Consider the following 22,926-nt stretch of genomic DNA (forward strand, 5'->3'; position numbering starts at 1 on the left):
CACCGGCTCAGCGCCGGGCCACACCCTCCGCCCGCGCGGCAGCCGCCACCGCGGCCGTGACCGCAGGCGCCACCCGCTCGTCGAACGGCGACGGGATCACGTAGTCCGCCGCGAGCTCCTCGCCCACGACATCGGCCAGCGCGTTCGCCGCGGCGATCTTCATGCCCTCGGTGATCCGGGAGGCCCGGACCTGGAGGGCGCCCGCGAAGATGCCGGGGAAGGCCAGCACGTTGTTGATCTGGTTCGGGTAGTCGGACCGCCCGGTCGCCACGACGGCCGCGTACTTGTGCGCGATGTCGGGGTGGACCTCGGGGTTCGGGTTCGCCATGGCGAAGACGAACGCGCCGGGTGCCATCGAGGCGACGGCGGCCTCGGGCACCGTACCGCCGGAGACTCCGATGAAGACGTCGGCGCCCGCCAGCGCGCTCTCCAGCGGGCCGGAGATCCCGGCCCGGTTGGTGAGCTCGGCCAGCTCGCGCTTGACCTCGGTCAGGTCCTCGCGGTCCCGGCTCACAATGCCCTTGCGGTCGGCCACGGCGACATCGCCGAGCCCCGCCTCCAGCAGGAACTTCGCGATGGCGACGCCCGCGGCGCCGGCGCCGGAGATGACGGCGCGCAGGTCGCCGAGCTCGCGGCCGGAGAGCTTCGCGGCGTTCCGCAGGGCCGCGAGCGTCACGACGGCGGTGCCGTGCTGGTCGTCGTGGAAGACCGGGATGTCGAGCCGCTCCTGGAGCTTGCGCTCGATCTCGAAGCAGCGCGGCGCCGAGATGTCCTCCAGGTTCACGCCCCCGAAGGACGGCGCGAGCCGGACGACGGTCTCGACGATCTCGTCCGCATCGGTGGTCGCGAGCGCGATCGGCACCGCGTCGACGCCGCCGAACTGCTTGAAGAGGATCGCCTTGCCCTCCATCACCGGGAGGGAGGCCTCGGGTCCGATGTCACCGAGGCCGAGGACCGCGGTGCCGTCCGTCACGACCGCGACGACCTGCGACTTCCAGGTGTAGTCGTGGACCAGCTCGGGGTTCTCCGCGATGGCGCTGCACACCTTGGCGACGCCGGGCGTGTACGCGAGGGAAAGGTCGTCCTTGTCGCGGATGGGAACGGTGGCCTGCACGGCCATCTTCCCCCCGCGGTGAAGAGCGAAGGCCGGATCGAACGGCTCGTCGGTGGTGCTGTCGGTGGTGCTGTCGCTGCGAGGATTGACGATCTCCGCTGCCATGGTGTTGACCCCTTAAGTCTTCATCGTTTGAGGGTGGCCACTCCTGGTTGAGGAGGGGTGGGCGGGCACCGCGTACGTTCCCTGCGTCGGCGGTTGGCCCGCACCGGCAGGGGGAACTACATACGCGCGGGCGCGCCGCACACGCGCCCTGAGCCCCGGATGAGGGGTGTAAAGGTCTTTCTTACCGGACGAACCGCTTCATGGACGAGTCCATATCGGTTCGGTGACGTGACTCATAGTCGAATATCTGGACAAGTCCGCCAAGCGACGAAAGCGTCCACCAGTCGAGACGCGCCGCAGATCTTCCGGCGTGATGATGGAACCCCCACAGATGGTCCGGCCCCGTGCATCGGCCTCGTGAGGTTCGGGGATCGCCCGTTATCCGATTTTGACATGATCAGCGCCCAGATTTGGCCAGTCCGAGTGGCAAGATGCCCTAATCCCACAGGGGGGCGACATCCGAAGTCGTGTGTCCATACCGCCTGGCAACACCACCCCTCACCTGCCGGAGGCAACCCGATCATGACCGCAAGCTCCACTCGTCGCACGGCCGCGAAGTCCAGGATCGCAGCGGTTTGCGCCATCGCGGTCGCCGGCACGATGCTGCTGGCCGCCTGCGGCGACCAGACCAAGAACGGTCCGCGGAACTCGGCGTCGGCCCAGGCCCCGCTCGCCGGCCTCCTGCCCAAGGAAATCAAGGACAAGGGCGTCATCAAGGTCGGTTCGGACATCGCGTATCCGCCGGTCGAGTTCAAGGACAAGTCCGGCAGGACCGTCGGCATCGACCCCGACATCGGCGCCGCGCTCGGCAAGCAGCTCGGCGTGACCTTCGAGTTCCAGAACGGCACGTTCGACACGCTGATCACCGGTCTGCGCTCCAAGCGCTACGACCTGGCGATGTCCTCGATGACCGACACCAAGGACCGCCAGGAGGGCATCGACTCCGAGACGAAGAAGAAGGTGGGCGAGGGCGTCGACTTCGTCGACTACTTCAGCGCCGGAGTCTCGATCTACACCCGGAAGGGCGACGACCAGGGGATCAAGAACTGGGCCGACCTCTGCGGCAAGAAGATCGCCGTCCAGCGCGGCACCGTCTCGCACGACCTCGCCAAGACCGAGTCGAAGAAGTGCCCGGCCGGCAAGTCGATCGCGATCGAGACCTTCGACAACGACCTGGAGGCCCAGACCCGGCTGCGCAGCGGTGGCGCCGACGCCGGCTCCTCCGACTTCCCGGTGGCCGCGTACGCGGTGAAGACCTCGGGCGGCGGCAAGGACTTCCAGATCGTCGGCGAGCAGGTCGAGGCCGCCCCGTACGGCATCGCTGTGGCCAAGGGCAACGACCAGCTGACCAAGGCCGTCCAGGCGGCCCTGAACGCGATCATCAAGAACGGCGAGTACGACAAGATCATCTCGAAGTGGGGCGTGGAGGCCGGCGCGGTCACCGAAGCCGAGCTGAACGGCGGATCCTGAGCAGGCACCGGCGCTGAAAGGTTCTTCCTGTGACTGACATCGAGAAGACGGGCCCGGCCGACCAGCCGCCCATACCTCGCACCCCATCGTCCGCACCCGAGACGATCCGGGCCATTCCGGTCCGGCACTACGGCCGGTACGTCTCGGCCGTCATCGCCATCGCGGCACTGGCCGCGATCGTCTACGCCTTCAGCCAGGGCAAGATCAACTGGGGTGCGGTCCCGGACTACTTCTTCGACGACCGCATCCTCAAGGGCGTCACCCAGACGCTGCTGCTGACCGCGCTGTCCATGGTCATCGGCATCGTCGGCGGTGTCCTGCTGGCCGTGATGCGGCTGTCGAAGAACCCGGTGACCTCGTCGATCGCCTGGTTCTACATCTGGTTCTTCCGCGGCACCCCGGTCCTGGTCCAGCTGTTCGTCTGGTTCAACCTGGGCCTGGTGTTCGAGTACATCAACCTGATGCCGATCTACAAGGACTACTGGTCGAGCTTCATGACGCCGCTGCTGACGGCGCTGCTCGGCCTGGGTCTGAACGAGGCCGCCTACATGGCCGAGATCTGCCGCGCGGGTCTGCTCTCGGTCGACGAGGGCCAGACCGAGGCGTCGCACGCGCTGGGCATGAGCCACGGCAAGACCCTGCGCCGCGTCGTGATCCCGCAGGCGATGCGGGTGATCGTGCCGCCGACGGGCAACGAAGTGATCAACATGCTCAAGACCACGTCGCTGGTGGCGGCCGTGCAGTTCTACGAGCTGTTCAAGTACGCCCAGGACATCGGGCAGGGGTCCGGTGCCCCGGTCGAGATGTACTTCCTGGCCGCGGCCTGGTACTTGATCATGACCTCGGTGCTGAGCGTCGGCCAGTACTACCTGGAGCGGTACTACGCGCGCGGTTCGAGCCGCAGCCTGCCGCCCACCCCGTTCCAGAAGGTCAGGGCGAACCTCCTGTCCCTCGGCCGCCCCAAGGGAGGCATGGCATGACCGCCATGGTGAAGGCCGAGGGCGTACACAAGTCCTTCGGCGCCGCGCACATCCTCAAGGGCATCGACCTGGAGGTCGCCCCGCAGGAGGTCTTCTGCCTGATCGGCCCGTCCGGTTCCGGCAAGTCGACGTTCCTGAGGTGCATCAACCACCTGGAGCAGATCAACGCCGGGCGGCTGTACGTCGACGGCGAGCTGGTGGGCTACCGCCAGAAGGGCGACAGGCTCTACGAGCTCAAGGACAGCGAGGTCGCACTCAAGCGCCGGGACATCGGCATGGTCTTCCAGCGCTTCAACCTCTTCCCGCACATGACGGCGATCGAGAACGTCATGGAGGCCCCCGTCCAGGTCAGGCGCGAGTCCAAGGCGGTCGCGAGGGCCCGCGCCGTACGGCTGCTGGACCGGGTCGGCCTCGGTGACAAGGCGAAGAACTACCCCTCCCAGCTCTCCGGCGGCCAGCAGCAGCGGGTGGCCATCGCCCGCGCCCTGGCCATGGAGCCGAAGCTGATGCTCTTCGACGAGCCGACGTCGGCGCTCGACCCGGAGCTGGTCGGCGACGTCCTGGACGTCATGCGCGGCCTCGCCGAGGACGGCATGACGATGATCGTGGTGACCCACGAGATGGGCTTCGCCCGTGAGGTCGGCGACGCGCTGGTCTTCATGGACGACGGCGTGGTGGTCGAGTCGGGCCACCCGCGCGACGTGCTGACCAACCCGCAGCACGACCGGACGAAGTCGTTCCTTTCGAAGGTGCTGTAGCAGCGGGCTCTTTCGGGAATCACGAAGCGGGGAGGGGGTACGGACGCGAGCGTCCGTACCCCCTCCCCGCTTCGCTTCGTCCCGGCCGCTACTTCTTCTTCGGCAGCAGCTCAGGGCTGAGCAGCAGCGTCCGCAGCTGTTCGGGGGTCAGCGGCGGGTTCTTGAGGAGCGGGCCCTGCGCCCGCTCACTGCGCAGGCCGGTGCTGGCCCGGACGGCCAGCACCCCGCCGTCCTTCAGTACGAGCCGGCCGGTGAGCTCCCGCCCCCACACGGGCTTGTCGGAGATGTTCATGTCGTCGCTCCAGGTCGTCAGCACCCTGCCGTCCGGGAGCTTCTCGTTCACACAGTCCGCCGGCCCCGGCTGCCCGGCGGCGGGCTCGCACGGGTCGCTGCCCGGTCCCTGCGCGCCGCCCGGGCCGCCCTTCATGAAGCCGATGACGAGGTAGCCGACGCCACCGTCCTTGCGGACGGAGAACTGCCCGTCCAGCGGTCCGTACAGACCTTCCATCTTCCGCTCGTGCTTCTCGCCGTTGATGATCACGGGCAGCGAGACCTGCTCGATCTTGCCCACGCCCTTCGGCAGCACCTCGGTCAGCTGCTTGGCCCGGCCGCTGTTCCCAACCAGCTCGACGGGGGCCGCCACCTGCGCCTCCTGCTGCTGCTCGTCCCCGGACGACAGGCCCGGCACCACGACCACTCCGGCCGCGACCGCGGCGAACGCCGCGGCCGAGACGACACCCCGGCGCCGCATTCGCACCCGGGCCGCCTTGGCGTACACCGCCCGGGTCGAGATGTCCGGCTGCCCCGCGTCCTCCGCGGCCCGCCCCAGCAGCTCACGCACGTCGTTCATACCAATTCCTCCGCCATCTCGGCGCGCAGCGCCGCCAGCCCCCGAGCCGCGTGGCTCTTCACCGTGTTCTCCCGCATCCCGAGCATTTCGGCCGTGGCCTCCACGCTCAGGTCCTCCCAGTAGCGCAGCACCAGCACGGCCCGCTGCCTGGGCGTGAGCCGGGCGAGTGCCGCCCGTACCGCCAGGCCGGTCTCCGTGTCGGGCACGTGATCCACCCGGTCGGGCAGTTCCCCGTACGACTGCTCCCGCCGCCAGAACCGGCGGCGGGCCGCGATGAACGTGTTGACCAGCGTCTTGCGCGCGTACGCCTCGATGTTGTCGAGCCGCCCGTGCCGCCGCCCGCCGAGCACTACTTTGACCAGGGTCGTCTGGACCAGGTCCTCGGCCTCGTGCCGGTCACCGCAGAGCAGATACGCGCTGCGGAACAGCGCGGTACGTCTGCTCTCGACGAAGGCGTGCAGCGCGGCATCGTCGTCGATCCGCATCGTCGGCGCCCCTCTCCGGGTCCGCGGGTGCGGACCGTCTCACCCTTCCAGTGCGGTGGGGAGCACGGCGGGTTGCGGCATCGCCGGAAATAAATCACGGGCGGCACGGCCACCGGCCGTACCGCCCGTCGTTCCCTCCGTGCCGCTGCCTCTACTTCATGTGCTTCACGGCGAGACTCCTACTTCACGTACTTCACGTACTTCACGGCGAGACTCCTACTTCACGGCGAGCACCAGGGTGTCCGAGGGCGACGCCCAGACGCTGCGCGCCTCCTCGAACCCCGCCTCGCGCAGGGTGTCGATGTGCCACCGCACCGGGGGCATGTCGCCGTCCGCGTGCTCGCCGTAGATCTCGTACCGCTCGGCGGTCGGGCCGGCGAGGACCGGGTCCTTGGCGGCCAGCGCCCACCAGTCGGCCCAGTCGACCGCGCCGGCGGCCTTGGCCCGGTCCATGGTGGCGTGCCGGTGGGCGCGTTCGGCGGCGTTGATCCGGGGCGTCCCGGTGTCGATCATGTGGTCCGCGTTCATGAACACCCCGCCGTCGCGGACGAGCCCGCCGATGTGCCCGTAGAGCGCGGTGAGGGGTTCGCTGTGCAGCCAGTGCAGAGCGGTGGCGGTGAGGACGGCGTCGTAGGAGTCGTACGGCAACCGCCCGGCCCATTCAGGGTCCTTGAGGTCGGCGGTGACGAAGGTGACGCGCTCGTCGCCGTCGAAGTAGCCGCGCGCGATGGCGAGCAGCGCCGGGTCGAGATCCACACCGGTACTGGTGGCTTCCGGGAACCGCTTGAGCAGCCGGTCCGTAATACTTCCCGTACCGCAAGCGAGATCGAGCACCCTCGGCCGCGGTCCCACCAGGGCCTCGACCATGTCCAGCATCACCCGGAACCGCTCCTCGCGGTCGGGCATGTACCACTCCTGCTGCCGGTCCCAGCTCTCCTGCCAGGCCCGCCAGTCCGTTTCTGTCGATGTCTCAGCCACCAGGAACCTCCATGTAATACCCTGGACCCGAAAAGGCCCATTACACCGTTCGCTGCAATGACCATAGACCGACGCCGTAAGGACTACAAGTGGAACTGGCCTATTACTCGGACTACGCCCTGCGTCTGGTCAACACCGAGGAGCCGGCCCGCAACAAGGACTCCCTCACCTCCGTGGAGGCGGTCCGCGAACTGTTCGGCGCCAACGGCCAGGCGGCCCGGCGCGCGACCGACGCGGACGTGACCCGCTTCAGGTCGGTGCGGGCACGGCTGCGTTCGGTCTTCGAGGCGGCCGACGGCGGGGACGAGACACTCGCCGTCGACCTGCTCAACTCACTGCTGCTGGAGTTCCCGGTCAGCCCGCAGATCTCCGGCCACGAGACCCGGGACGAGGACGGGAAGCCGGACTGGCACATGCACCTGGCCGACCATCCGTCGAACGCTACGGCCGGGTACGCCGCCATCGCGACGATGGGCCTCGCCTTCCACCTCACCTCGTACGGGGTCGACCGGCTCGGCCTGTGCGAGGCATCGCCGTGCCGCAACGCCTACCTCGACACCTCGACCAACCGGTCCCGCCGCTACTGCTCGGACCGCTGCGCGACCCGCGCCAATGTGGCCGCCTACCGGGCCCGCAAGCGCCTGGAGACGGAACGGGCGGCCGACACCGGCCGCAGCGCGGAGACCGCCCAGGTCAGCACGCCCAGCACCGAGCGCTGATCCTTCTTCAGCGGCCGGTAGCGCGCCCGGACCCTGGCCAGTACGAAGTCCTCGGGCACCGTCCCGTAGTCCGTGCTGTCCCCGCCCGCGAAGGTGTTGTCGGCCAGCACCCACCAGCCGCCCCGGCGGCGTTCGGCCGCCCGCTTGACCACCAGCAGGTCCTGCTGGAACGGATGCCGCAGAATCACCACGTCACCGGGGCGCACCGCCGCCCCGTACTGCACCAGCAGCCAGTCCCCGTGATGGAGCGTGGGCACCATCGACGGCCCGGTCACCTCCACCACCTGGAACGGCACACGCGCAGCCAGCCCTCGCCCGGGCTGCTCCTGCGTCAGCTCAGGCACCTCCGGCACCTCCCGCATCTCTCCGGCACCTCCCCGATCCGTCCAGTACACCGTCCCGTACAGCGTTGCGTACATTCGGCCACTGGTCCCATCCTCGCCTGGACTTTTGGCCTAAGCCCACGGGGGCACCCACGAAAACACGTCTCTCACGGAGTAATGTCCCACCTGAGAAGACGATCACGAGGAAGGACAGCTCAATGCTTTCCCGCCTGTTTGCCCCCAAGGTGAAGGTCAGCGCCCACTGCGACCTGCCCTGCGGCGTGTACGACCCGGCCCAGGCCCGCATCGAGGCGGAGTCCGTCAAGGCCGTCCAGGAGAAGTACCAGGCCAACGAGGACCCGCACTTCCGGGCCCGCGCGGTGGTCATCAAGGAGCAGCGCGCCGAGCTCGCCAAGCACCACGTCTCGGTGCTGTGGAGCGACTACTTCAAGCCCCCGCACTTCGAGAAGTACCCGGAGCTGCACCAGCTGGTCAACGACGCCCTGAAGGCGCTGTCGGCCGCGAAGGCCTCCACGGACCCGGCGACGGGCCAGAAGGCGCTGGACTACATCGCCCAGATCGACAAGATCTTCTGGGAGACGAAGAAGGCCTGATCTTCGATCAAGCCGCTTGACCTGCGAATTCGCCGATCGCTCGGTCAACCTGTCCGCACCCGGTCCGCAGGCCGCCGAGCACGGCGTCCATGACGGCCCGGGTGCGGTCTTCTTTGCCCGACCACAGGTGCGCGTACAGCCGCAGCGTGATGAACAACCGAGGCGAAATCGACGGCCACACCCCGAAGCCTCCTGGCCGAAATGAACACTCAGCGGGAACTCGAAGCTGCTCGCGTTGATTCCCCACCCGCTCCAGTGGACGGTGTGTCGCTCCGGTCGGCCACGCACTCGGGTGGGACCGGCCCGCGATCCACGCTTCAGGAACAGTTCCACTCTTCGCTGGGCAGCGAGTGCCATAGGTCAAGCCAGTCATGGAGCAGGAAGAGCGGTCGAGTCAGTACGACGTCGCCGGCTCTTTGGGGCCGGATCGCCAGGCCGAGGTCGACGAAGACCGGATCGGCGGCGGGGCTGTACGCCAAGCTGCCGGGCCGCAGTGCCGTGCGGTGGACGAGCCAGTCCTCGACGTGGGAAGGCGTGCAGCCGGTCAACGGAGCTGCGTCCAGCCTCACCTGGGGGCCGGCAAGTGCGTCTACGGCGACACACCCGAGGCGGCCGTCGTGGAAGAGGGCCCTGATCCCGCTCTCAGTGAAGTCGGCGTAGTTGAGCTGCTGTTCTTCGCCCTGAGGGGAGCAGGACGAGACGGCCGGTCCTTCACCGAGGGCACTTGCGATCTCCTCCAAGGTCATCCCGAAGTGCAATGGGCCGACTCCTGCATACGGCGTGAACGTCCATTCGGGACGCTCCTCCTCGCGCGCGATCCGCCACGGGCCGCAGTACGCCGCCTCGCTCCCCGGGGCGGCCACGGGCGGCTCGGGTGCAGGCTCATGCGGGGCGGCCGGTATGGGCGCGGTCCGGACCTCACGCCGGTGGCCGAGTCGTTCCGGAGCCGCGGTGTCCTCGGGTTGCTCTTCCAGCCAGCGAATCGCCCGCTCCTGGTCCTGGCCGAACGGGTCATCCGCCAGAGCGTGTGCCCGGTCCAGGGCCGCGCGGCGCTCCTCCTCGGCAGTGACGAGACCGGTGACATCCTCGCCCCAGGCTGCCAGCCGTTCCCGGGCGATCCACCGGTAGCACGAGTCTGCGCTCACGGCAAGGACCTCGCGAACGGCGGGCGCGTACCGGGGTACGGACGAGGCGAGGGCGGGGTCGGCCAGGAGCAGGGCGGTGGCCGCGAGTGCGGCCTCCCTCACCAGGGGATCGTCCGCATCGCAGAAATCCGCGATGCGGTCGTGGAGTATTGGCCGTGCCGCACGGGCGGCGGCCAGATCCTGCGCCCTGCCAACGCCGTCCTCGACCTCCAGGCGGGCGATGTCGGCGAACGAAGCCAGCCAGTTCAGTAGTTCGGCGCGAAGCGACCGCCGACCGGCCCTGCGCTCCCACCGGTCTTCGGCGAGGGCACGCGGATCATCGAGAAGACGAGCGAGGACCAGGGCCGCCGGAGCGGTCGCCGGAAACATCTTTTCCTGATTTAGGAGCAGCCGATACAGATCACCCACCGCCCGTACCCGGCGGCCCGGATCGGCGGCGAACACCATGGCGAGAATGTCCGGTGTGTCAGGCACGCCGTGCCGACCCGTGCAGACGTGCGGCAGCTCTCCCCACGCGGTGTCGGCGAGTTCTGCCTGTGCTCTGGGGGGCAGGGAGCCTGCGGGAGAATCAGGAAGAAGGGCTGGGGTCAGCTCGTTGATCACGGCCGAAGTGTCCCAGCCGACTCCGACATCAGCGGGGCCGATGCGTGCCACGGACTGCAGACGGCTCACGCTCACACAATGCTCTCTGGCGCCCTCGCTGCTGGTGGCGGCGAGGACATCAGTCGTCAGGCGGCACCGGCCGCCGGTAACTGCGCGACCCACTTCGTCACCTCGGTCAGTTGGTCGGGCTGCAGCCCGAGGTGTGGGTCGGGCTGCACGAGGAGGGTCGCTGTTCCGCGGGCGGTGCGCTCCTCCGCCCAGGCATGGTCGAGATCAGTGAAGTCGTCGTCGATCCAGACGGCGGGGGCGTCGCCCAGCCAGGCGTCGACGTGGTCGCGCTTCCACAGGTAGCCGTTGGGGTGGCTGGTGGTGATCTGCGGACGCGGGAGATTGACGTACGGCAGGGTTGGAAGGCCGAGGAGCGGGCCGATGAGGGCAGTGGCGTCCTGGCGCCAGCTGGTGCACCAGACCGGGGTGACCAGGCCGGTGCGGATCACGTCCATGAGCATGGGGCCGTGGGCAGGGTCGAGCCAGACGGTGACCGGGTTGTCGGCGCTCCGGCCGGTGGGGAGGACGTCGTGGCGGGCGTGGGTGGGCGGGGTCGAGCCGTCCGCGTTGGGGAAGGGTATGAGGACGCCGTCGATGTCGAGGAGCAGGTAGGGCGGGCGCATCGGTTCCTCCAGGGGAAGCCGGGGCAAATGGCTGGTCAGAGCTTGCGGGCGCGGATCAGCAGGGTGGTGGGCAGGTAGCCCATGCGAGGGTCGTGGAACTCGTGGGCCGAGGTGAGCCGGAAGCCGGCCTGGCTGAGGTGCTTCTCCCAGCGGTCGGTGTCGAACTCCCAGCGGGCGATGGGGAGCTGGGTGCGGTCGGGAAGAGTGACGTGGTCGCGGCGAGGCCGGTCGTCGCCCGACGGGCTGCGGCCGCCGCGCTGCGGGTGCGGGACGGAGAAGGCGAGCACTCGTCCGGGGGTGAGGCGTTGGGCGATGGCCGGGAGCAAATGCTCGGGGGCGACGAGGCCGATGGCTCCGAAGACGGAGTAGATCGCGTCGAACTGCTCGGTGGAGGCGTGCAGGTAGTGCAGGGCGTGGCCGGCGACGAAGGTGAGGTTGTTCAGCCGTCCGTAGTGGGAGCGGGCGCGGCGGACCTGGAGGCCGACCAGGTCGATGCCGGTGACGTGGGCGCTGTGGCGGGTGGCGAGGTGGGCGGCGTTGTGGCCGGGGCCGCAGCCGAGTTCCAGGAGTCGCTTGCCGCGCAGGTCGGGGCCGAGGATCTCGGCGCCGGGCCCTTGGCCGGGTCTCGTGGTCCATTCCATCCGTGCGGGTACGGAGAGGGGTTCGGCGAGTCCGGCGGCGGTGCGTTGGAGAGCGTGGGCGTGCCAGGGAGATGCCTGGGTGAGCACGTCAGGTCTCCAGGAGGTGGAGGACGTCGGTGAGGTGGCGGCGGACGACCTTGGCGTAGGCGGGGTCGGTGGCCGGGTCGTTGATCCAGCGGATGGACTGCTCCATGAACCACTCCACGGCCCACATGCGGTGCCAGCCAAGGGCCCATGCCTCTGCGGCGAGGCCCCCTCGGGAGGCGAGGGCGTCTTCATGACCGCCTGCGGTGACGTACTGCTCCAGGAACACCCGCATGCGGAAGGGGCTCGGTACGTCGGTGGTGCCGTGGTACGAAGCGAGGTCGATCAAGCAGGGTCCGGTGAAGGCGCGTGCGAAGTCGAGAAGGTGCCAGCCGTTCTCCCCGATGTGGACGCTCGTGGGGTGGAACTCGGAGTGGACCCATCCGAACGGGTCGAGTGTTGCACCCTGGACACGGGCCTCGGCCGCTGCGGAGATCTTCCTCAGGGCGATCTCGATGTCGTCGCAGTCCGTCCATCGGTCGGCCTTCCGCAGCCGCTGGAGGTGATCGAGGGATCGGTCGGGCAGGGCTGCGAGGCCCGCTCCGTCGAGGAGGGGCAGACCGCCTGCCGGGCGTGCAGCGTGGAGCATGACGGCGGCGGCGACGCCGTCGAGGTCGTCTGCGTCCCGTACGGGGGTGCCGAGGTCGTCCATGAGCATCCCGAGCCACTTGTCCTGCACGGCGGTTGCGTGGAGCGCGGGGGCCGGGAGCCGTCGCTGGTAGGCCAATCGCAGGGCCTGGGCCTCGCGGTCGAAGGGTTCCTTGGCGTATTTGAAGACGGCCGTGGTGCTGTCGGGGAAGGTGACGCGTTCGACGCCGGACATGCCCCAGACGCGAATCTCGGTGCGTTCGGGGAGGGGCTTGCCGACGAGAGCGCACAGGTCGTTCAGCAGGGTGGCGGACGGGCTCTGGGCCATGGGGGTCTCCAGGGGGCTGGTGGGCTCCGGGGCGGGCGCGCGAGCTGGCCCGCCCCGGAGCCGCACTGGGGGCAGGGTTACTCGGCTGTGGTCACGCGGTGGGCGTAGACCTGCTCGATCCAGCCCGCCTTGAACTCGGCCAGGTCGTCACGGAAGTTGGCCATCGAGGCACCGTAGGGCGCGACGACGCCGCCGGACTGGTCCGGCACGGACTGGCAGCCGTGCACGAGTCGGCCGCCGAGCGCCGCGTGGGCCTTGATGGACTCGATCCGGCGGTGCTCGTTGAACCAGCCACCGTGGTAGACCTCGTCGAGCATCCCGCCCATCTCGTCATCCAGGTCGAAGACGACGGAGGTGGCGGCGGGGAAGAACCAGCACGGGCCGACGTTGGAGATGTGCCCGTCCAGCTCGACCTTGTTGAGCGCCATCAGCGTGGCCGCCTCGCGGAGCATCCGCAGGTGGTCGGCGGTGATCTGCGGCAGACCGAGGCCAGCGAGGTGCTCCTCCCGGAACAGGTGCGCGTACACCTCGTACGCGGTGGCCAGCACGCGGGCCGCGTCGGAGGTGGACTCGCCGCGGTTCTTGATGAAGTCGAGCGCGAGCTGCTCCACCGCGCTCTCGGTCGTCTCGTCCACGTCCAGGAGCTGAGCCTTCACCAACTCCCAGTCGGCGACGAGCCAGGTGCTGGACTCGAAGCGGAAGAAATACTCGGCCGGATCGATGGTGATACGCCGGCCGTCCACCTGGATGCCGGGCAGGCGATTCCAGCGCGGGTCGAAAGCGTCGGGCAGCTCGACCGTGATGGTCGCGGTGTCGATGGTGGTCACCGTGTCTCCGTCTCTGATCGTCCGGGCCGAGGCATAGGAATGCCCGAACCCGTTAGTGCGTACGGAACTTGGGAGCCGCCCGGCCGGCGATGCCGTGAGTGGGGCGGCTGTCGACAAGTGAACCGCCCGCTACGCAGAGTGGGTACGGTGTGACCGAGGTCAAGCGGTATACACGGTTTACGGATCCGGAGCGGAGGCGATCGTGCCGACACCGACCAGCGCCAACTCCCGCCTGCGCGACACGATCAACGCCGCCGGGTGCACGTACGACGCGCTCGCCAAGGACGTACGCCGCATCGCTGCCGAGAACGGCGAACTGCTCCAGACCAACAAGTCGGCCATCTCCCACTGGGTGGGCGGTGCCCGCACGCCGTCCGGCCAGGCAGGCCAGTACCTCGCCGAAGCCCTCTCACGGCGGCTGGGCCGCGTCGTCACCCGAACCGAGCTCGGCCTCCACTCACCCGACACGGAGTCGCCACCGGACACCGACCCCGTCACCGCGGTCACCGATCTCGGCCGCGCGGACGTCGAGCGCCGCCGCTTCCTCGCCATCGCCGCCTTCACCACGGCCGGCGTGGCCATGCCGCTCCTCCACGACCACGAAGCCACCTCGCGGATGCTCCGCGCCCGCACCGCCCGCTCCCTCGTCGGCAGCGACGACATCGACGTCGTACGACAGATCACGGCAGCCTTCAGCGCCGCCGACGAACGGCTCGGCGGCGGGCACGGCCTGACCACAGTCACCGCGTACCTCGCCGACACAGCAGCCCCCATGCTGCGCGGCCGCTTTGCCACAGAAGTTCTACGCCAGGCCGCCTTCGGCGCCGTCGCCGAACTCGCCTACCTCGCAGGGTGGAAGCACCACGACCTCGGCCACGAAGGCGCCGCCCAGCGCTACTACCAGGTCGGCTACCAGCTCGCCTGCGAAGCCGACCCCCACGGCCATGCCGCCTGGATGATGCGCGCCCTCGCCCATCAGTCCCTCAGCCTCAAGCAACCCCACCACTGCGTGGACCTCGTCAAAGGCGCGCTCGCCCGCGGCCTCGGCCACGTCGACGGTCAGACGGAAGCGCTCCTCCACATCACGCACGCCCGCGCCTACGCAGCGGTCGGCGAGAACCCATTGGCCGCGCGTGCTCTCCTCGCCGCCGAAGACGCCCTCCTGCGCAAGGACGGTCCCCAGCCCAGCTTCTCCCGCGTCAGCGGCCCCGCCGCTGGCACCGTGGCCAGCCACACCGCACGCACCCTGACCGACCTCGCCGACCACATCGGAACAGAACAGCAGCACCGCGACGCCCTCACCCGCTGGGACCCGGAGAAGTACAAGCGCGTCCACGCCCTCACCCACGCCGACCTCGGCGACAGCCTCGCCTCCCAGGCCCGAGCGGACGAAGCGGTCGCGGCCTGGACCCAGGCCCTGGTCCTCATGGAGGGCATGACCTCCGACCGCACCCGTAAGGCGATCACCTCGATCCGCTCGACGCTCGCGATCTACCAGCGTCGCCGCGTCCCCGGAGCCACAGATCTCGCCCGCCGAGCCCGCGAGGCCCTCGCCTAACATGCCCAACAACCCGCCCGACGAAGGGAACCCCGTGGCTCAGCAGACCGACAATCGCCCTCCAGCCCTCGATCCGGCGCTCGACTCGATGACGCTGCTGGTTGCGGCCGTCATCGTCTACGACAAGGCCACCAACCGCGTCGTGCTTCTCCAGCGCAGCGAGAATGCGAAGTTCGCCCAAGGGATGTGGGACCTGCCCGTCGGCAAGAGCGAACCGGGCGAGCCCATCACCGAGACGGCAGTCCGCGAGCTCTACGAGGAGACCGGCCTCACGGTGAAGCCCGAGTCCCTCAAGGTCGCGCACGTCATTCACGGAGCCTGGGGCGTTGAGTCCCCCAATGGATTCCTCACGGTCGTGTTCGCCACCCACGAATGGACCGGCGAACCCGAAAACCGCGAACCTCACAAGCACTCCCAGGTTCGCTGGGTCGACGCCGACGCCATCCCTGACGCCTTCGTGGGAACAACCTCCAGCGCCCTACACCATTACCTCGCAGATGGCCCGGAAGTGTCTCTCGACGGATGGGGATAGGAAGTCCAGTTCGTGCGCCCGGGTGGAGCTTGAGATAAAAGGTTCAAACTGGACGTTTCGTGAGAGACGGCGACACACAGTGGTCCGTCACCGCGCGCTACCCCAGCCCCCCCAGTGGCTCAAAACAGTCAGCCGAAACGGCGGATACACGGTTTGGACACCTGCTCCTCGCAGCCGATTTAGGTTCATCCGCGAACCAACTAGCGGGCAGCCCAACCCGATCAACAAGTATCGCCAAAAGGACCTTGAATGAGCACGAGTGCCAGCCTTAAGAACGTTATAGCCACCAAGCTCCTCGAAAGCGACCTCATGTTCGCTCGCCGCTTCCTCGGGAGCATACTTGCAGACCAGAAAAACTCGGCCATTCCGGCATTCTGCATGAATAACTACCTCTCGCTCTTCATCTACGAGTCGCATAGGACCCTAAAGGTCATCGACCCGCAGCGAGCAGCGCTCTTGGCTTACAACAACGAAGCCGTGATCGAGAAAGCGCGACACAGCGTCAAGCTGTTCGATGGATCCAAGGTTGGCCACTCCGGCGTCCTCGGTGACTTCGCAGCGATCATCTCCGCCGGTCGAAAGAGGTTCCTCAACAACACCTGGTTTCCACCGGCCAGAGTGCTGGAAACCGACCTTGGTGAGTGGCGGTACAGAGGTCGGCTAGTAACGACAAATCAGGTGGCCAGTTTCTTCATGGGCATCCCCACCATTGCTACGTCCGACATCCCTGCCATCGGCCGCGCTCTCATGACCGTGGCCGAGTCCCAAGCGCGCTATGTGGACCAGGCAACCGAGTTACTGCCGTGGCACGGACCGTCGTTCATGACAACCATGAGATTCGGAGAGCTCAAGAGCAGGGACCGGCGGTCTGAGCGATACTTCAAGCGCCTCTTCGATCCGGCCCTGTCAGATGAACTAACGGCATCACTATCTGCATTTCAATGCTCGCTTAACTTTCTCGACGTAATGCTGTCGGCTGACCGGACAGCCGCTTCGGCCGAAACCATGCTCAAACTCAGGTTCATTACGCTTTACCACGTGCTCTCAAGTCTCACTGAACTTAAGGCCGAGTACAGCAGCAAACTGAACAGCAGATCCCTAGTCCTCTTGAACGCCATCCTGAGTCATAAGTCGAGCGCCACTGTCCTGCACGCAGAGGGGCGAGGCTTCCGTAACACGCTCGTTCACTACACCCCCGAGGAACGGGTTACACCCCGGCTGTCTTTGACCTTGCCGTATTACGGGCTGGTCGAGGAATATTACCCGGCGCACGACTTCACTACGCTGGGCCAAGAGCTCTGCGAGCACACAACGCGTTTGGCAATGCTTCTCGATGAGTGGGAGCGAAATTAAGTGCGCCGTGAAGGAACATTGCCGCAGGTCACCGATCCGGGACACTGCTAGAGACCAAGAAGGCCTGACCCTCGGTCACGCTTCCTTGACCGGCACTCGTTTCGACCGCTCGGTCTCCCCACCCGCACCCGGCCCGCAGGCCGCCGAACCCGGCGCCCGTGGCGGTCCGGGTGCGGGCTTTTCCGTGTCTGCCGGTCAGGTCGCGGGCGGTTCAGAATTCTGCGGTGGCTGTTGAAGAAGACCGAAGCAGTACGGAAGCCCGCTCATTCCTGGCCTGCGCGGCGGAGGTGGCGCGGTTGCTCGGCATCGAGAACACCGCCCCGGTGCCGGAAGAGCCGGAGGAGCGGCGTGCCCGGTACCTGGCCCATGCGGTGCGAAAGCCGCTGCTCGAACGTGTCGTGCTGCCCAAGGAGGCCTTCGCCGCGCTGATGGCGGCGCCGGGGACGGTTCCGAGCTTCTGCCGCTGGTTCGTCGAGCCGGCGCTCTACGTGTTCGGACGCCGCAGGGTGCTGGCGGCGCTGGTCGACCGCCTGCGGACGGGCTCGGACGCCGAACGGGCGGGGGCCGTGCGGGCCTGGTACTGCGCCCACTGCCGCTCAGCGCGGACCGGTCTCCGGCGTACGAGCCGAGCGGAAGCCGTGATCCCGCCCTGGACGAGTGTCGGGACGTGGTGGATTCATGGCTGGAGGAATCGATGCGGGTCTTTGCCCGGAGCACCGATCCGCAGACCCGTCTTCGGGTCCTGCTGAACCTTCCCACCGCACGCGCGGCGTACCCGCAGCACCTCCACGAGCTGCTCGATCACACCATCGTCTCCGCCCGGACCCATCCCAGCGAGCACATCTGCCGTTGGGGCGCCGCGGCGGAGCGGCACGCGCCTGAACCGGCTGTCGCGTCGCGTTCGATCAGGCTGCAGGGTTGGGGCCCGACGGCAGGTGGACCGTCATGATCAGGTGGCAGGTGCCGGAGCCGGAGCCGCGGTACGTGTGGGACAGGTCGCCGTCGAAAGTGGCGGTCTGTCCGGCCTCGACGGGGTGCTCCGTGCCGTCGACGATCAGGGTCATCCGGCCGGCGGTGACGCTGATGGTCTCGGTGACCCCGGCCTGGTGGGGGTGGCTGGGGTATTCCTCGCCCGGTTCCAGTCGCCAGCGCCAGATCTCCACCGGGGCCGGGCCCGAGGTCGTGAGCATGAGCCGGGCCTCGCCGCCCCGCGCTCCGGTCCACAGGGGCGTGACGGATTCGGCGGCCACGACACGGACGCGGCCTTCGGACGGGCCCTGCATCAGCGCGGAGACCGAGATGCCGAGGGTGTCGGCCAGCCGGACCAGGGTGGCCAGGTTGGGGTTGCCCTGGGCTCTCTCCAGCGCCACCAGGGCCCCCTTGCTGACCTGGGCGCGCCGGCCGAGCTCGTCCAGGGAAAGGCCCGCGCGGGTCCGGGCCGCCCTGACGTTGTGGGCGACCGTCCGCAGGGCTGCGGCCGTCTCGGCCATCTGATCTCCATCCCCGCCACGGACTACTGGATTGAACCGTGCGGTCGTTTGGTTGACACCGACCGGTCGATCCGTTGTACGGTGCGGTCGTTCCAATGATGGTAAGGGATGTGCCGTGATCGCTCTGCTTCTGGCTCTGGGCAGCTCACTCGCATACGGGTGCGCCGACTTCCTCGGCGGTCTCGGTGCCCGCAAGGCCCACGTTCTGCGTACCGTGATGATCGCCGCCCCGGCCTCGCTCGCGGTCGAGCTGCTGCTGTGGCCGGTGCTCGGGGCCTCGTTCAGCGTCGGCGCCCTCGGCTGGGGTGCGGCGTCGGGGGTCGTCTCCGCCGCCGCGTTCGCGCTGCTCTACCGCACCCTGGCGATCGGCCCGATGAACGTGCTCTCGCCGGTGACCGCGCTGGTCTCCGCCGCGCTGCCGGTCGGCGTGGGGCTGCTCCAGGGCGAGCATCTGGGGGCCGCCGGGCTGGTGGGCCTGCCCCTGGCGCTGTTCGCGGTGGTACTGGTCAGCGCCGGGCACGGCGCCGGGTCCGCGCGCCCGTCCCGTACCGCGCTGCTGCTGGCCCTCGGCGCGGGCGCCGCCATAGCCCTCCAGCTGATCTTCCTGCACCAGGCGCCCTCCGACAGCGGCGTGGCTCCGCTGATCATCGGCCGGGCGGTCTCCTCCACCGTCACCCTGGCCGCCGCCGGGCTGCTGTACCGCAGGCTCGGCTCCGAGCGGCCCGCCTACGCGATGTCGGCCGCCGCAGGTGTCCTGGACTCGCTGGCGAACCTGATGTTCCTGCTCGCCGCCCGCAGCGGGGACCTGACCGTCGTCGCAGTGATAACGGCGCTCTACCCGGCCGGCACGGTCCTGCTCGCCCGCGGGGTGCTCGCCGAGCGCATCCACCGCGGCCAGCTCGTCGGCCTGGGCACCGCCGCCGTCGCCGTCGGCCTCCTTGCCCTGACCTGATCCCGAAGCACCCGCGTACCCGAGAAACGGAAACTCCTCCCATGCCCGCCTTCCGCATCGCCCCCGCCGTCACCGACGCCTTCCCCGGCGCCCTCATCGCCCTGGTCACCGCCACCGGCCTGCGCGGCCGCGAGCCCTGGCCCGACACCGCCGCCGCCCTGGAGGATCTGGAGCAGCGGCTCGCCGACGGTGTCTGGCAGCCCGCCAACGAGACCGACCCGCGCATCGAGGCGTGGCACACCGCCTACCGTTCCTTCGGTACCAACCCGCGCCGCATCCGGCCCAGCGTCGACGCGCTCGGCCGCCGCTTCGCCAAGCGGGGCACCCTGCCCCGCATCAACCCGGCCGTCGACTCCTACAACGCCGTCTCCGTCCGTCACGGTCTGCCCGCCGGGGCCTTCGACCTGGCCCACGTCGACGGTGACGTCGACATCCGGTACGCGGACGGCGGCGAGGAGTTCACCCCGCTCGGCGAGCCCGGCACCGTGGAGAACCCCAAGCCCGGCGAGATCGTCTACGCGGACGCCACCGGGGTCCTGACCCGGCACTGGAACCACCGCGACGCCCACCGCACCCGGGTCACCGAGGACTCCGACCGCGTCGTCTTCGTACTCGAAACCCTCCGCGCCGACCACGACGGCGACCTCGTCAGGGACGCGGCGGAGGAGCTGCGGGGGCTGCTCGGTCCGCATGCCGAACGGACCGCCGTGCGATACCTCGGTCCGGCGGACCCCAAGGCCGATATCTGAGACTCACCGGAATCGATGGAGTTGTTGTGGTCGGTGTGGTCGGTGTGGTCGGTGGAATCGGCTGAGCGCGTCATGCGTCATGCGTGACGCCTCCGGGCGTCGACCAGTCCGGTCTCGTAGGCGACGATGACGAGCTGGGCGCGGTCGCGCGCCCGAAGCTTGGCGAGCAGGCGGCCGATGTGTGTCTTGACCGTGGCCTGGCTCAGATGGAGGTGCTGCGCGATCTCCGTGTTGGACAGGCCGCGCGCGATCAGGCCGAGCACCTCCAGCTCCCGGTCCGTGACCCCGTCCAGGGAACGGGCCGGTGGCCGGCCCGGCTCCGGACGGCGGGCGAATTCCGCGATCAGGCGGCTCGTCACCGAGGGCGCGAGCAGTGACTCACCCGCGGCGACCACCCCGATGGCGGTGAGGACGTCGGCCGGCGGGGTGTCCTTCAACAGGAAGCCGGTGGCTCCGGCGCGCAGCGCGGCGTAGACGTACTCGTCCAGGTCGAAGGTGGTGAGGACCAGGACGCGGACGCCGGATGTGCCGGGGTCCGCGCAGATGCGGCGGGTGGCCTCGATGCCGTCGAGTTCCGGCATCCGGATGTCCATGAGCACCACGTCCGGCCGTTCGCGGCGGGCCAGTTCGACGGCTTCCGCGCCGGTCGCCGCCTCCCCCACCGCCGTCATGCCCGGCGTGTGGTCGACCAGTACGCGGAAACTGCCGCGCACCATGGCCTGGTCGTCCGCGACCAGCACCCGGACCGGCGGCGGGTCCTCCGCGGCCGGCCCCCGGGCCGGCGCCTCGTCGGTCATGTGTTCCGCTCCCCGTCGATCGGCAGCCGGGCGGACACCGCGAAGCCGCCCTCCGGACGGGGGCCCGCCTCGAAGCTGCCCCCGTACATCATGGCCCGTTCCCGCATCCCCAACAGGCCGTGTCCACCGGGCAGTTCGCTGCCGGGCCGGCTGCGGCCCGCCGGTGGGCCCTCGTCGACGACATCGATACGGATCTCGCGCGCGTCCGCCGCGACCGTGACCCGGCAGCGGGTCGGGGAGGCGTGCCGTACGACGTTGGTGACGGATTCCTGGACGATCCGGTGGACGGTCAGCCGCACCCCCTCGGCCAGCCCCTGGGTACCGTGGACCGCGAAGCGGATGTCCGTCCCCGCCCGCCCGGCCTCGACGCCCAGCTCGTCCAGGCTGCCGAGGTCCGGAACCGGGCCGAGCGGCGCGTCCGGCCCCGGTGACGCGCCCCGGCCGGCAGGCGCATCCGCTCCGAAGGACGCTCCCTGGCCGCGCAGTACGCCGAGTGTGCGCCGCATCTCGGCCAGCGCGGACCGGCTCGTCTCCTCGATGATCTTCAGCGCGTCCTTCGCCTCCTGCGGATCGGCGTCCGCGACATGTCCGGCGACCCCCGCCTTGACGGCTATGAGGCTCAGGTTGTGCGAGACGATGTCGTGCAACTCGCGGGCGATCCTGAGCCGTTCCTCCTCCACAGCGCGCTCCGAGCGGCGCCGCTCGTGCCGCAGGGCCGCCGCCCGGCGCCCGCGCATCGTGGAGCCCGCGCCCCAGGAACCGCCGATCACCAGCACCACCAGCCCGGCCACTCCCACGGCCCCCCACGGGTCCTCGGCCGGGGTGACCACCGCTTCGCCGAGGTAGACGGCGCCGCCCGCCACCGTCAGCGCGACGGCCAGCGCGGGTACGGAGCGCCGGGCGGGTTCGGCGAGGCCGACCAGGTAGGCGGCGAATCCGGCCGCCGCGTACGGCTCCCGGACGATGTCCAGGAGCGAGGCGGCGGCCAGCGCGGCGACGACGACCGCCAGCACGAGAAGCGGGCGGCGACGGCGTACGGCTACGGGCAGGCCCACCGCGGCGGCGATCAGGTACCCCGTCCAGAGCGGCCCGGCGTAGTGCGCCTGGCCGTCGCCGGGGCCCATCCGCACGAAGCCGGCATAGACGGCGGTCAGCGACAACGCCACCGCGAGGTCGAAGAGTTGGAGTTGCAGACGGCGGTGGCCGGCCGTGGGGACCATGGTTCGACGATATCCGTACGGGCGCACTCAGCCGGCCTGCCCGATCAGCGCCATGGACACGATCGTCACCGCCGTCAGCCCGGCCCAGCGCAGCACGACCGCCCGGCCGGGCCGCGGCGCCTCGCGCAGCAGGCCGAGACCGGACGGCACCAGCGCGACGCACAGCCCGGCCAGGGCCACCAGCGACATCGGCGTGGTGCCCTTGAGAACGCCCAGGGGCAGCGCCGCCGTCAGGCCGAGGGCGACCGCCCGCACCGGCCCGAGCACCCCGGTGCGCCACGCGCCGAGCGCGAGTACGACCCAGCCAGCGAGAACGGCGAGGTTCAGCGCGGCGAAGACATGGAAGGCGCCGTAGCCGGCGGTCACGGCCTCGGTGGCGGCATCGGCGCCACGGGACCGCACCAGCTGGAAGGCCAGGTGGTCCACCCCCGCGTGGAAGGCACGGGCGAACAGCCCGAGGACGGCCAGGACCCCGCCCCACAGACCCCATCCCGGGCTGCGGCTCCCGATCCGGGTGGCGAGCACGGCCACGGCGGGCCAGAGCAGCACACTCCCGGCGGCGAACAGCCCGTACGCCGTGGCCACCAGCGTGGGGTGCCGTTCGTACGCGGCGAGTTGGTCGGGGTAGAAGAAGTGGAAGCGGACGCGCAGCAGCGCTCCGGCCAGCAGCAGGACCGGGCCGAGCACCATGGCGGCGCCGCCCGTCCAGCGTCCGGTGAATCCGGCTGTGCCCATCGGCTCCACCGGCAGCAGGGCGCGCAGCCGGGCGTCGACGGCGGTTGCGGGGGTGCCCCTGGGGGCCGTTCGGTTCGTCATGCCCCGACGATGCCGCCGCTCCCCCGGTGGGGGCATCGGACCAGGACCCGGACCTCGGGGTCGGACCTGGGTATGACATCCGGACGAAAGACCCAGGTGTGCGGTGCAGCCGTGTCGCCGAGGCGATTTCGAGCCATGCCCAGGGACCATATGAAGTCGGCCGACACCTGTCCCCC

Annotated in this window: 25 protein-coding genes and 1 pseudogene; 11 read left to right on the forward strand and 15 right to left on the reverse strand. The window is 69.4% G+C overall.

The genetic code is table 11. The features are described 5' to 3' along the window. Positions 1-7: 7 nt before the first annotated feature. On the reverse strand, positions 8-1,219 hold the full coding sequence (locus AADR41_RS08335; protein ID WP_259928693.1) for an NAD(P)-dependent malic enzyme: 1,212 nt from the start codon (positions 1,217-1,219) through the stop codon (positions 8-10). 522 nt (positions 1,220-1,741) lie between these two features. On the opposite strand from AADR41_RS08335, the gene AADR41_RS08340 reads away from it, so the two are divergent. From AADR41_RS08340 to AADR41_RS08350, 3 genes are read left to right on the forward strand one after another with little or no spacing between them, the layout of a single operon-like run. Further along, the gene (locus AADR41_RS08340; RefSeq protein ID WP_342280667.1) at positions 1,742-2,689 is read left to right on the forward strand and encodes an ABC transporter substrate-binding protein; all 948 of its coding nucleotides are present in this window, start codon (positions 1,742-1,744) and stop codon (positions 2,687-2,689) included. 29 nt (positions 2,690-2,718) lie between these two features. Next, complete coding sequence (locus AADR41_RS08345) at positions 2,719-3,669, forward strand: amino acid ABC transporter permease (RefSeq protein WP_342280668.1); 951 nt, start codon at positions 2,719-2,721, stop codon at positions 3,667-3,669. Continuing rightward, positions 3,666-4,427, forward strand: coding sequence for an amino acid ABC transporter ATP-binding protein (locus AADR41_RS08350; RefSeq protein ID WP_342280669.1), 762 nt, complete (start codon positions 3,666-3,668; stop codon positions 4,425-4,427). The genes AADR41_RS08345 and AADR41_RS08350 overlap by 4 nt, the downstream gene beginning before the upstream one ends. Positions 4,428-4,515: 88 nt before the next feature. Here the strand turns inward: AADR41_RS08350 and AADR41_RS08355 are convergent, their stop codons facing one another. The 3 genes from AADR41_RS08355 to AADR41_RS08365 form a co-directional block, all read right to left on the reverse strand. After that, positions 4,516-5,277: a hypothetical protein gene (locus AADR41_RS08355; RefSeq protein WP_342280670.1), complete on the reverse strand. Its 762-nt coding sequence runs from the start codon at positions 5,275-5,277 to the stop codon at positions 4,516-4,518. Continuing rightward, entirely contained in the window at positions 5,274-5,762 is a 489-nt protein-coding gene (locus AADR41_RS08360; RefSeq protein ID WP_342280671.1) for a SigE family RNA polymerase sigma factor, read from the reverse strand. Before AADR41_RS08360 ends, AADR41_RS08355 begins: the two co-directional genes overlap by 4 nt. A gap of 216 nt (positions 5,763-5,978) precedes the next feature. Continuing rightward, positions 5,979-6,740, reverse strand: coding sequence for a class I SAM-dependent methyltransferase (locus AADR41_RS08365; RefSeq protein WP_342280672.1), 762 nt, complete (start codon positions 6,738-6,740; stop codon positions 5,979-5,981). 89 nt (positions 6,741-6,829) lie between these two features. Between AADR41_RS08365 and AADR41_RS08370 the strand changes: the two genes are divergently transcribed. Next, the gene (locus tag AADR41_RS08370; RefSeq protein WP_342280673.1) at positions 6,830-7,459 is read left to right on the forward strand and encodes a CGNR zinc finger domain-containing protein; all 630 of its coding nucleotides are present in this window, start codon (positions 6,830-6,832) and stop codon (positions 7,457-7,459) included. Here AADR41_RS08370 and sodX read toward each other — a convergent pair. Then, entirely contained in the window at positions 7,363-7,821 is a 459-nt protein-coding gene (sodX, locus tag AADR41_RS08375; RefSeq protein WP_342280674.1) for a nickel-type superoxide dismutase maturation protease, read from the reverse strand. The two genes, AADR41_RS08370 and sodX, sit on opposite strands and share 97 nt — an antisense overlap. 179 nt (positions 7,822-8,000) lie before the next feature. Here sodX and sodN point away from each other — a divergent pair, with 179 nt between their 5' ends. Continuing rightward, positions 8,001-8,396 (forward strand): superoxide dismutase, Ni, encoded by a 396-nt coding sequence (gene sodN / locus AADR41_RS08380; protein WP_093899557.1) that lies wholly within the window; start codon positions 8,001-8,003, stop codon positions 8,394-8,396. 7 nt (positions 8,397-8,403) lie between these two features. Here the strand turns inward: sodN and AADR41_RS08385 are convergent. From AADR41_RS08385 to AADR41_RS08410, 6 genes and pseudogenes are all read right to left on the reverse strand, one after another. Beyond that, positions 8,404-8,547: pseudogene (locus AADR41_RS08385) on the reverse strand (tyrosine-type recombinase/integrase); the annotation flags it as partial. 166 nt (positions 8,548-8,713) lie between these two features. Further along, positions 8,714-10,015 carry a hypothetical protein gene (locus AADR41_RS08390; protein ID WP_342280675.1) on the reverse strand — a complete coding sequence of 434 codons (1,302 nt, stop codon included), beginning with the start codon at positions 10,013-10,015 and terminating at the stop codon, positions 8,714-8,716. Between the two features lie 254 nt (positions 10,016-10,269). Next, positions 10,270-10,815, reverse strand: coding sequence for an HAD domain-containing protein (locus tag AADR41_RS08395; protein ID WP_342280676.1), 546 nt, complete (start codon positions 10,813-10,815; stop codon positions 10,270-10,272). Positions 10,816-10,850: 35 nt separating this feature from the next. After that, entirely contained in the window at positions 10,851-11,543 is a 693-nt protein-coding gene (locus tag AADR41_RS08400; RefSeq protein ID WP_342280677.1) for a class I SAM-dependent methyltransferase, read from the reverse strand. Position 11,544: 1 nt separating this feature from the next. Beyond that, positions 11,545-12,456: an aminoglycoside phosphotransferase family protein gene (locus AADR41_RS08405; RefSeq protein ID WP_342280678.1), complete on the reverse strand. Its 912-nt coding sequence runs from the start codon at positions 12,454-12,456 to the stop codon at positions 11,545-11,547. A gap of 77 nt (positions 12,457-12,533) precedes the next feature. Further along, positions 12,534-13,283 carry a hypothetical protein gene (locus tag AADR41_RS08410; protein WP_342280679.1) on the reverse strand — a complete coding sequence of 250 codons (750 nt, stop codon included), beginning with the start codon at positions 13,281-13,283 and terminating at the stop codon, positions 12,534-12,536. Between the two features lie 202 nt (positions 13,284-13,485). Between AADR41_RS08410 and AADR41_RS08415 the strand changes: the two genes are divergently transcribed. The 4 genes from AADR41_RS08415 to AADR41_RS08430 all read left to right on the forward strand — a co-directional run bounded on the left by AADR41_RS08415 (position 13,486) and on the right by AADR41_RS08430 (position 17,475). Then, positions 13,486-14,841: a tetratricopeptide repeat protein gene (locus AADR41_RS08415; RefSeq protein ID WP_342280680.1), complete on the forward strand. Its 1,356-nt coding sequence runs from the start codon at positions 13,486-13,488 to the stop codon at positions 14,839-14,841. A gap of 1 nt (position 14,842) precedes the next feature. Next, positions 14,843-15,373, forward strand: a complete 531-nt coding sequence (locus AADR41_RS08420; protein WP_342280681.1) for an NUDIX domain-containing protein — start codon at positions 14,843-14,845, stop codon at positions 15,371-15,373. A gap of 249 nt (positions 15,374-15,622) precedes the next feature. Further along, positions 15,623-16,726, forward strand: a complete 1,104-nt coding sequence (locus AADR41_RS08425; RefSeq protein WP_342280682.1) for a hypothetical protein — start codon at positions 15,623-15,625, stop codon at positions 16,724-16,726. A gap of 224 nt (positions 16,727-16,950) precedes the next feature. After that, the gene (locus AADR41_RS08430; protein WP_342280683.1) at positions 16,951-17,475 is read left to right on the forward strand and encodes a hypothetical protein; all 525 of its coding nucleotides are present in this window, start codon (positions 16,951-16,953) and stop codon (positions 17,473-17,475) included. A 156-nt stretch (positions 17,476-17,631) separates the two neighbouring features. Here AADR41_RS08430 and AADR41_RS08435 read toward each other — a convergent pair whose 3' ends face one another. Further along, on the reverse strand, positions 17,632-18,216 hold the full coding sequence (locus tag AADR41_RS08435; RefSeq protein WP_342280684.1) for a helix-turn-helix domain-containing protein: 585 nt from the start codon (positions 18,214-18,216) through the stop codon (positions 17,632-17,634). Positions 18,217-18,331: 115 nt separating this feature from the next. Between AADR41_RS08435 and AADR41_RS08440 the strand changes: the two genes are divergently transcribed. Both AADR41_RS08440 and AADR41_RS08445 read left to right on the forward strand, forming a co-directional pair. Beyond that, positions 18,332-19,168 (forward strand): EamA family transporter, encoded by an 837-nt coding sequence (locus AADR41_RS08440; RefSeq protein ID WP_342280685.1) that lies wholly within the window; start codon positions 18,332-18,334, stop codon positions 19,166-19,168. 41 nt (positions 19,169-19,209) lie between these two features. Beyond that, positions 19,210-19,917 (forward strand): B3/B4 domain-containing protein, encoded by a 708-nt coding sequence (locus AADR41_RS08445; RefSeq protein ID WP_342280686.1) that lies wholly within the window; start codon positions 19,210-19,212, stop codon positions 19,915-19,917. 77 nt (positions 19,918-19,994) lie between these two features. Here AADR41_RS08445 and AADR41_RS08450 read toward each other — a convergent pair whose 3' ends face one another. From AADR41_RS08450 to AADR41_RS08460, 3 genes are read right to left on the reverse strand one after another with little or no spacing between them, the layout of a single operon-like run. Beyond that, the gene (locus tag AADR41_RS08450) at positions 19,995-20,714 is read right to left on the reverse strand and encodes a response regulator transcription factor (protein WP_342280687.1); all 720 of its coding nucleotides are present in this window, start codon (positions 20,712-20,714) and stop codon (positions 19,995-19,997) included. Then, complete coding sequence (locus AADR41_RS08455; protein ID WP_342280688.1) at positions 20,711-21,934, reverse strand: sensor histidine kinase; 1,224 nt, start codon at positions 21,932-21,934, stop codon at positions 20,711-20,713. The genes AADR41_RS08450 and AADR41_RS08455 overlap by 4 nt, the downstream gene beginning before the upstream one ends. A 27-nt stretch (positions 21,935-21,961) precedes the next feature. Further along, positions 21,962-22,750 carry a hypothetical protein gene (locus AADR41_RS08460; protein ID WP_342280689.1) on the reverse strand — a complete coding sequence of 263 codons (789 nt, stop codon included), beginning with the start codon at positions 22,748-22,750 and terminating at the stop codon, positions 21,962-21,964. Between the last annotated feature and the right edge of the window lie 176 nt (positions 22,751-22,926).

The sequence above is a fragment of the Streptomyces sp. CLV115 genome, assembly GCF_038448545.1.
Lineage (GTDB): Bacteria > Actinomycetota > Actinomycetes > Streptomycetales > Streptomycetaceae > Streptomyces > Streptomyces sanglieri.

What these genes read in the sequence shown, in the direction of transcription:
- AADR41_RS08355 (WP_342280670.1), bottom strand. Translation starts at nt 5,277, where the DNA reads ATGAACGACGTGCGTGAGCTGCTGGGGCGGGCCGCGGAGGACGCGGGG.
- AADR41_RS08435 (WP_342280684.1), bottom strand. Translation starts at nt 18,216, where the DNA reads ATGGCCGAGACGGCCGCAGCCCTGCGGACGGTCGCCCACAACGTCAGG.
- AADR41_RS08425 (WP_342280682.1), top strand. Translation starts at nt 15,623, where the DNA reads ATGAGCACGAGTGCCAGCCTTAAGAACGTTATAGCCACCAAGCTCCTC.
- AADR41_RS08450 (WP_342280687.1), bottom strand. Translation starts at nt 20,714, where the DNA reads ATGACCGACGAGGCGCCGGCCCGGGGGCCGGCCGCGGAGGACCCGCCG.
- sodX (WP_342280674.1), bottom strand. Translation starts at nt 7,821, where the DNA reads ATGCGGGAGGTGCCGGAGGTGCCTGAGCTGACGCAGGAGCAGCCCGGG.
- AADR41_RS08460 (WP_342280689.1), bottom strand. Translation starts at nt 22,750, where the DNA reads ATGACGAACCGAACGGCCCCCAGGGGCACCCCCGCAACCGCCGTCGAC.
- AADR41_RS08395 (WP_342280676.1), bottom strand. Translation starts at nt 10,815, where the DNA reads ATGCGCCCGCCCTACCTGCTCCTCGACATCGACGGCGTCCTCATACCC.
- AADR41_RS08405 (WP_342280678.1), bottom strand. Translation starts at nt 12,456, where the DNA reads ATGGCCCAGAGCCCGTCCGCCACCCTGCTGAACGACCTGTGCGCTCTC.
- AADR41_RS08445 (WP_342280686.1), top strand. Translation starts at nt 19,210, where the DNA reads ATGCCCGCCTTCCGCATCGCCCCCGCCGTCACCGACGCCTTCCCCGGC.
- sodN (WP_093899557.1), top strand. Translation starts at nt 8,001, where the DNA reads ATGCTTTCCCGCCTGTTTGCCCCCAAGGTGAAGGTCAGCGCCCACTGC.
- AADR41_RS08455 (WP_342280688.1), bottom strand. Translation starts at nt 21,934, where the DNA reads ATGGTCCCCACGGCCGGCCACCGCCGTCTGCAACTCCAACTCTTCGAC.
- AADR41_RS08420 (WP_342280681.1), top strand. Translation starts at nt 14,843, where the DNA reads ATGCCCAACAACCCGCCCGACGAAGGGAACCCCGTGGCTCAGCAGACC.
- AADR41_RS08360 (WP_342280671.1), bottom strand. Translation starts at nt 5,762, where the DNA reads ATGCGGATCGACGACGATGCCGCGCTGCACGCCTTCGTCGAGAGCAGA.
- AADR41_RS08340 (WP_342280667.1), top strand. Translation starts at nt 1,742, where the DNA reads ATGACCGCAAGCTCCACTCGTCGCACGGCCGCGAAGTCCAGGATCGCA.
- AADR41_RS08335 (WP_259928693.1), bottom strand. Translation starts at nt 1,219, where the DNA reads ATGGCAGCGGAGATCGTCAATCCTCGCAGCGACAGCACCACCGACAGC.
- AADR41_RS08350 (WP_342280669.1), top strand. Translation starts at nt 3,666, where the DNA reads ATGACCGCCATGGTGAAGGCCGAGGGCGTACACAAGTCCTTCGGCGCC.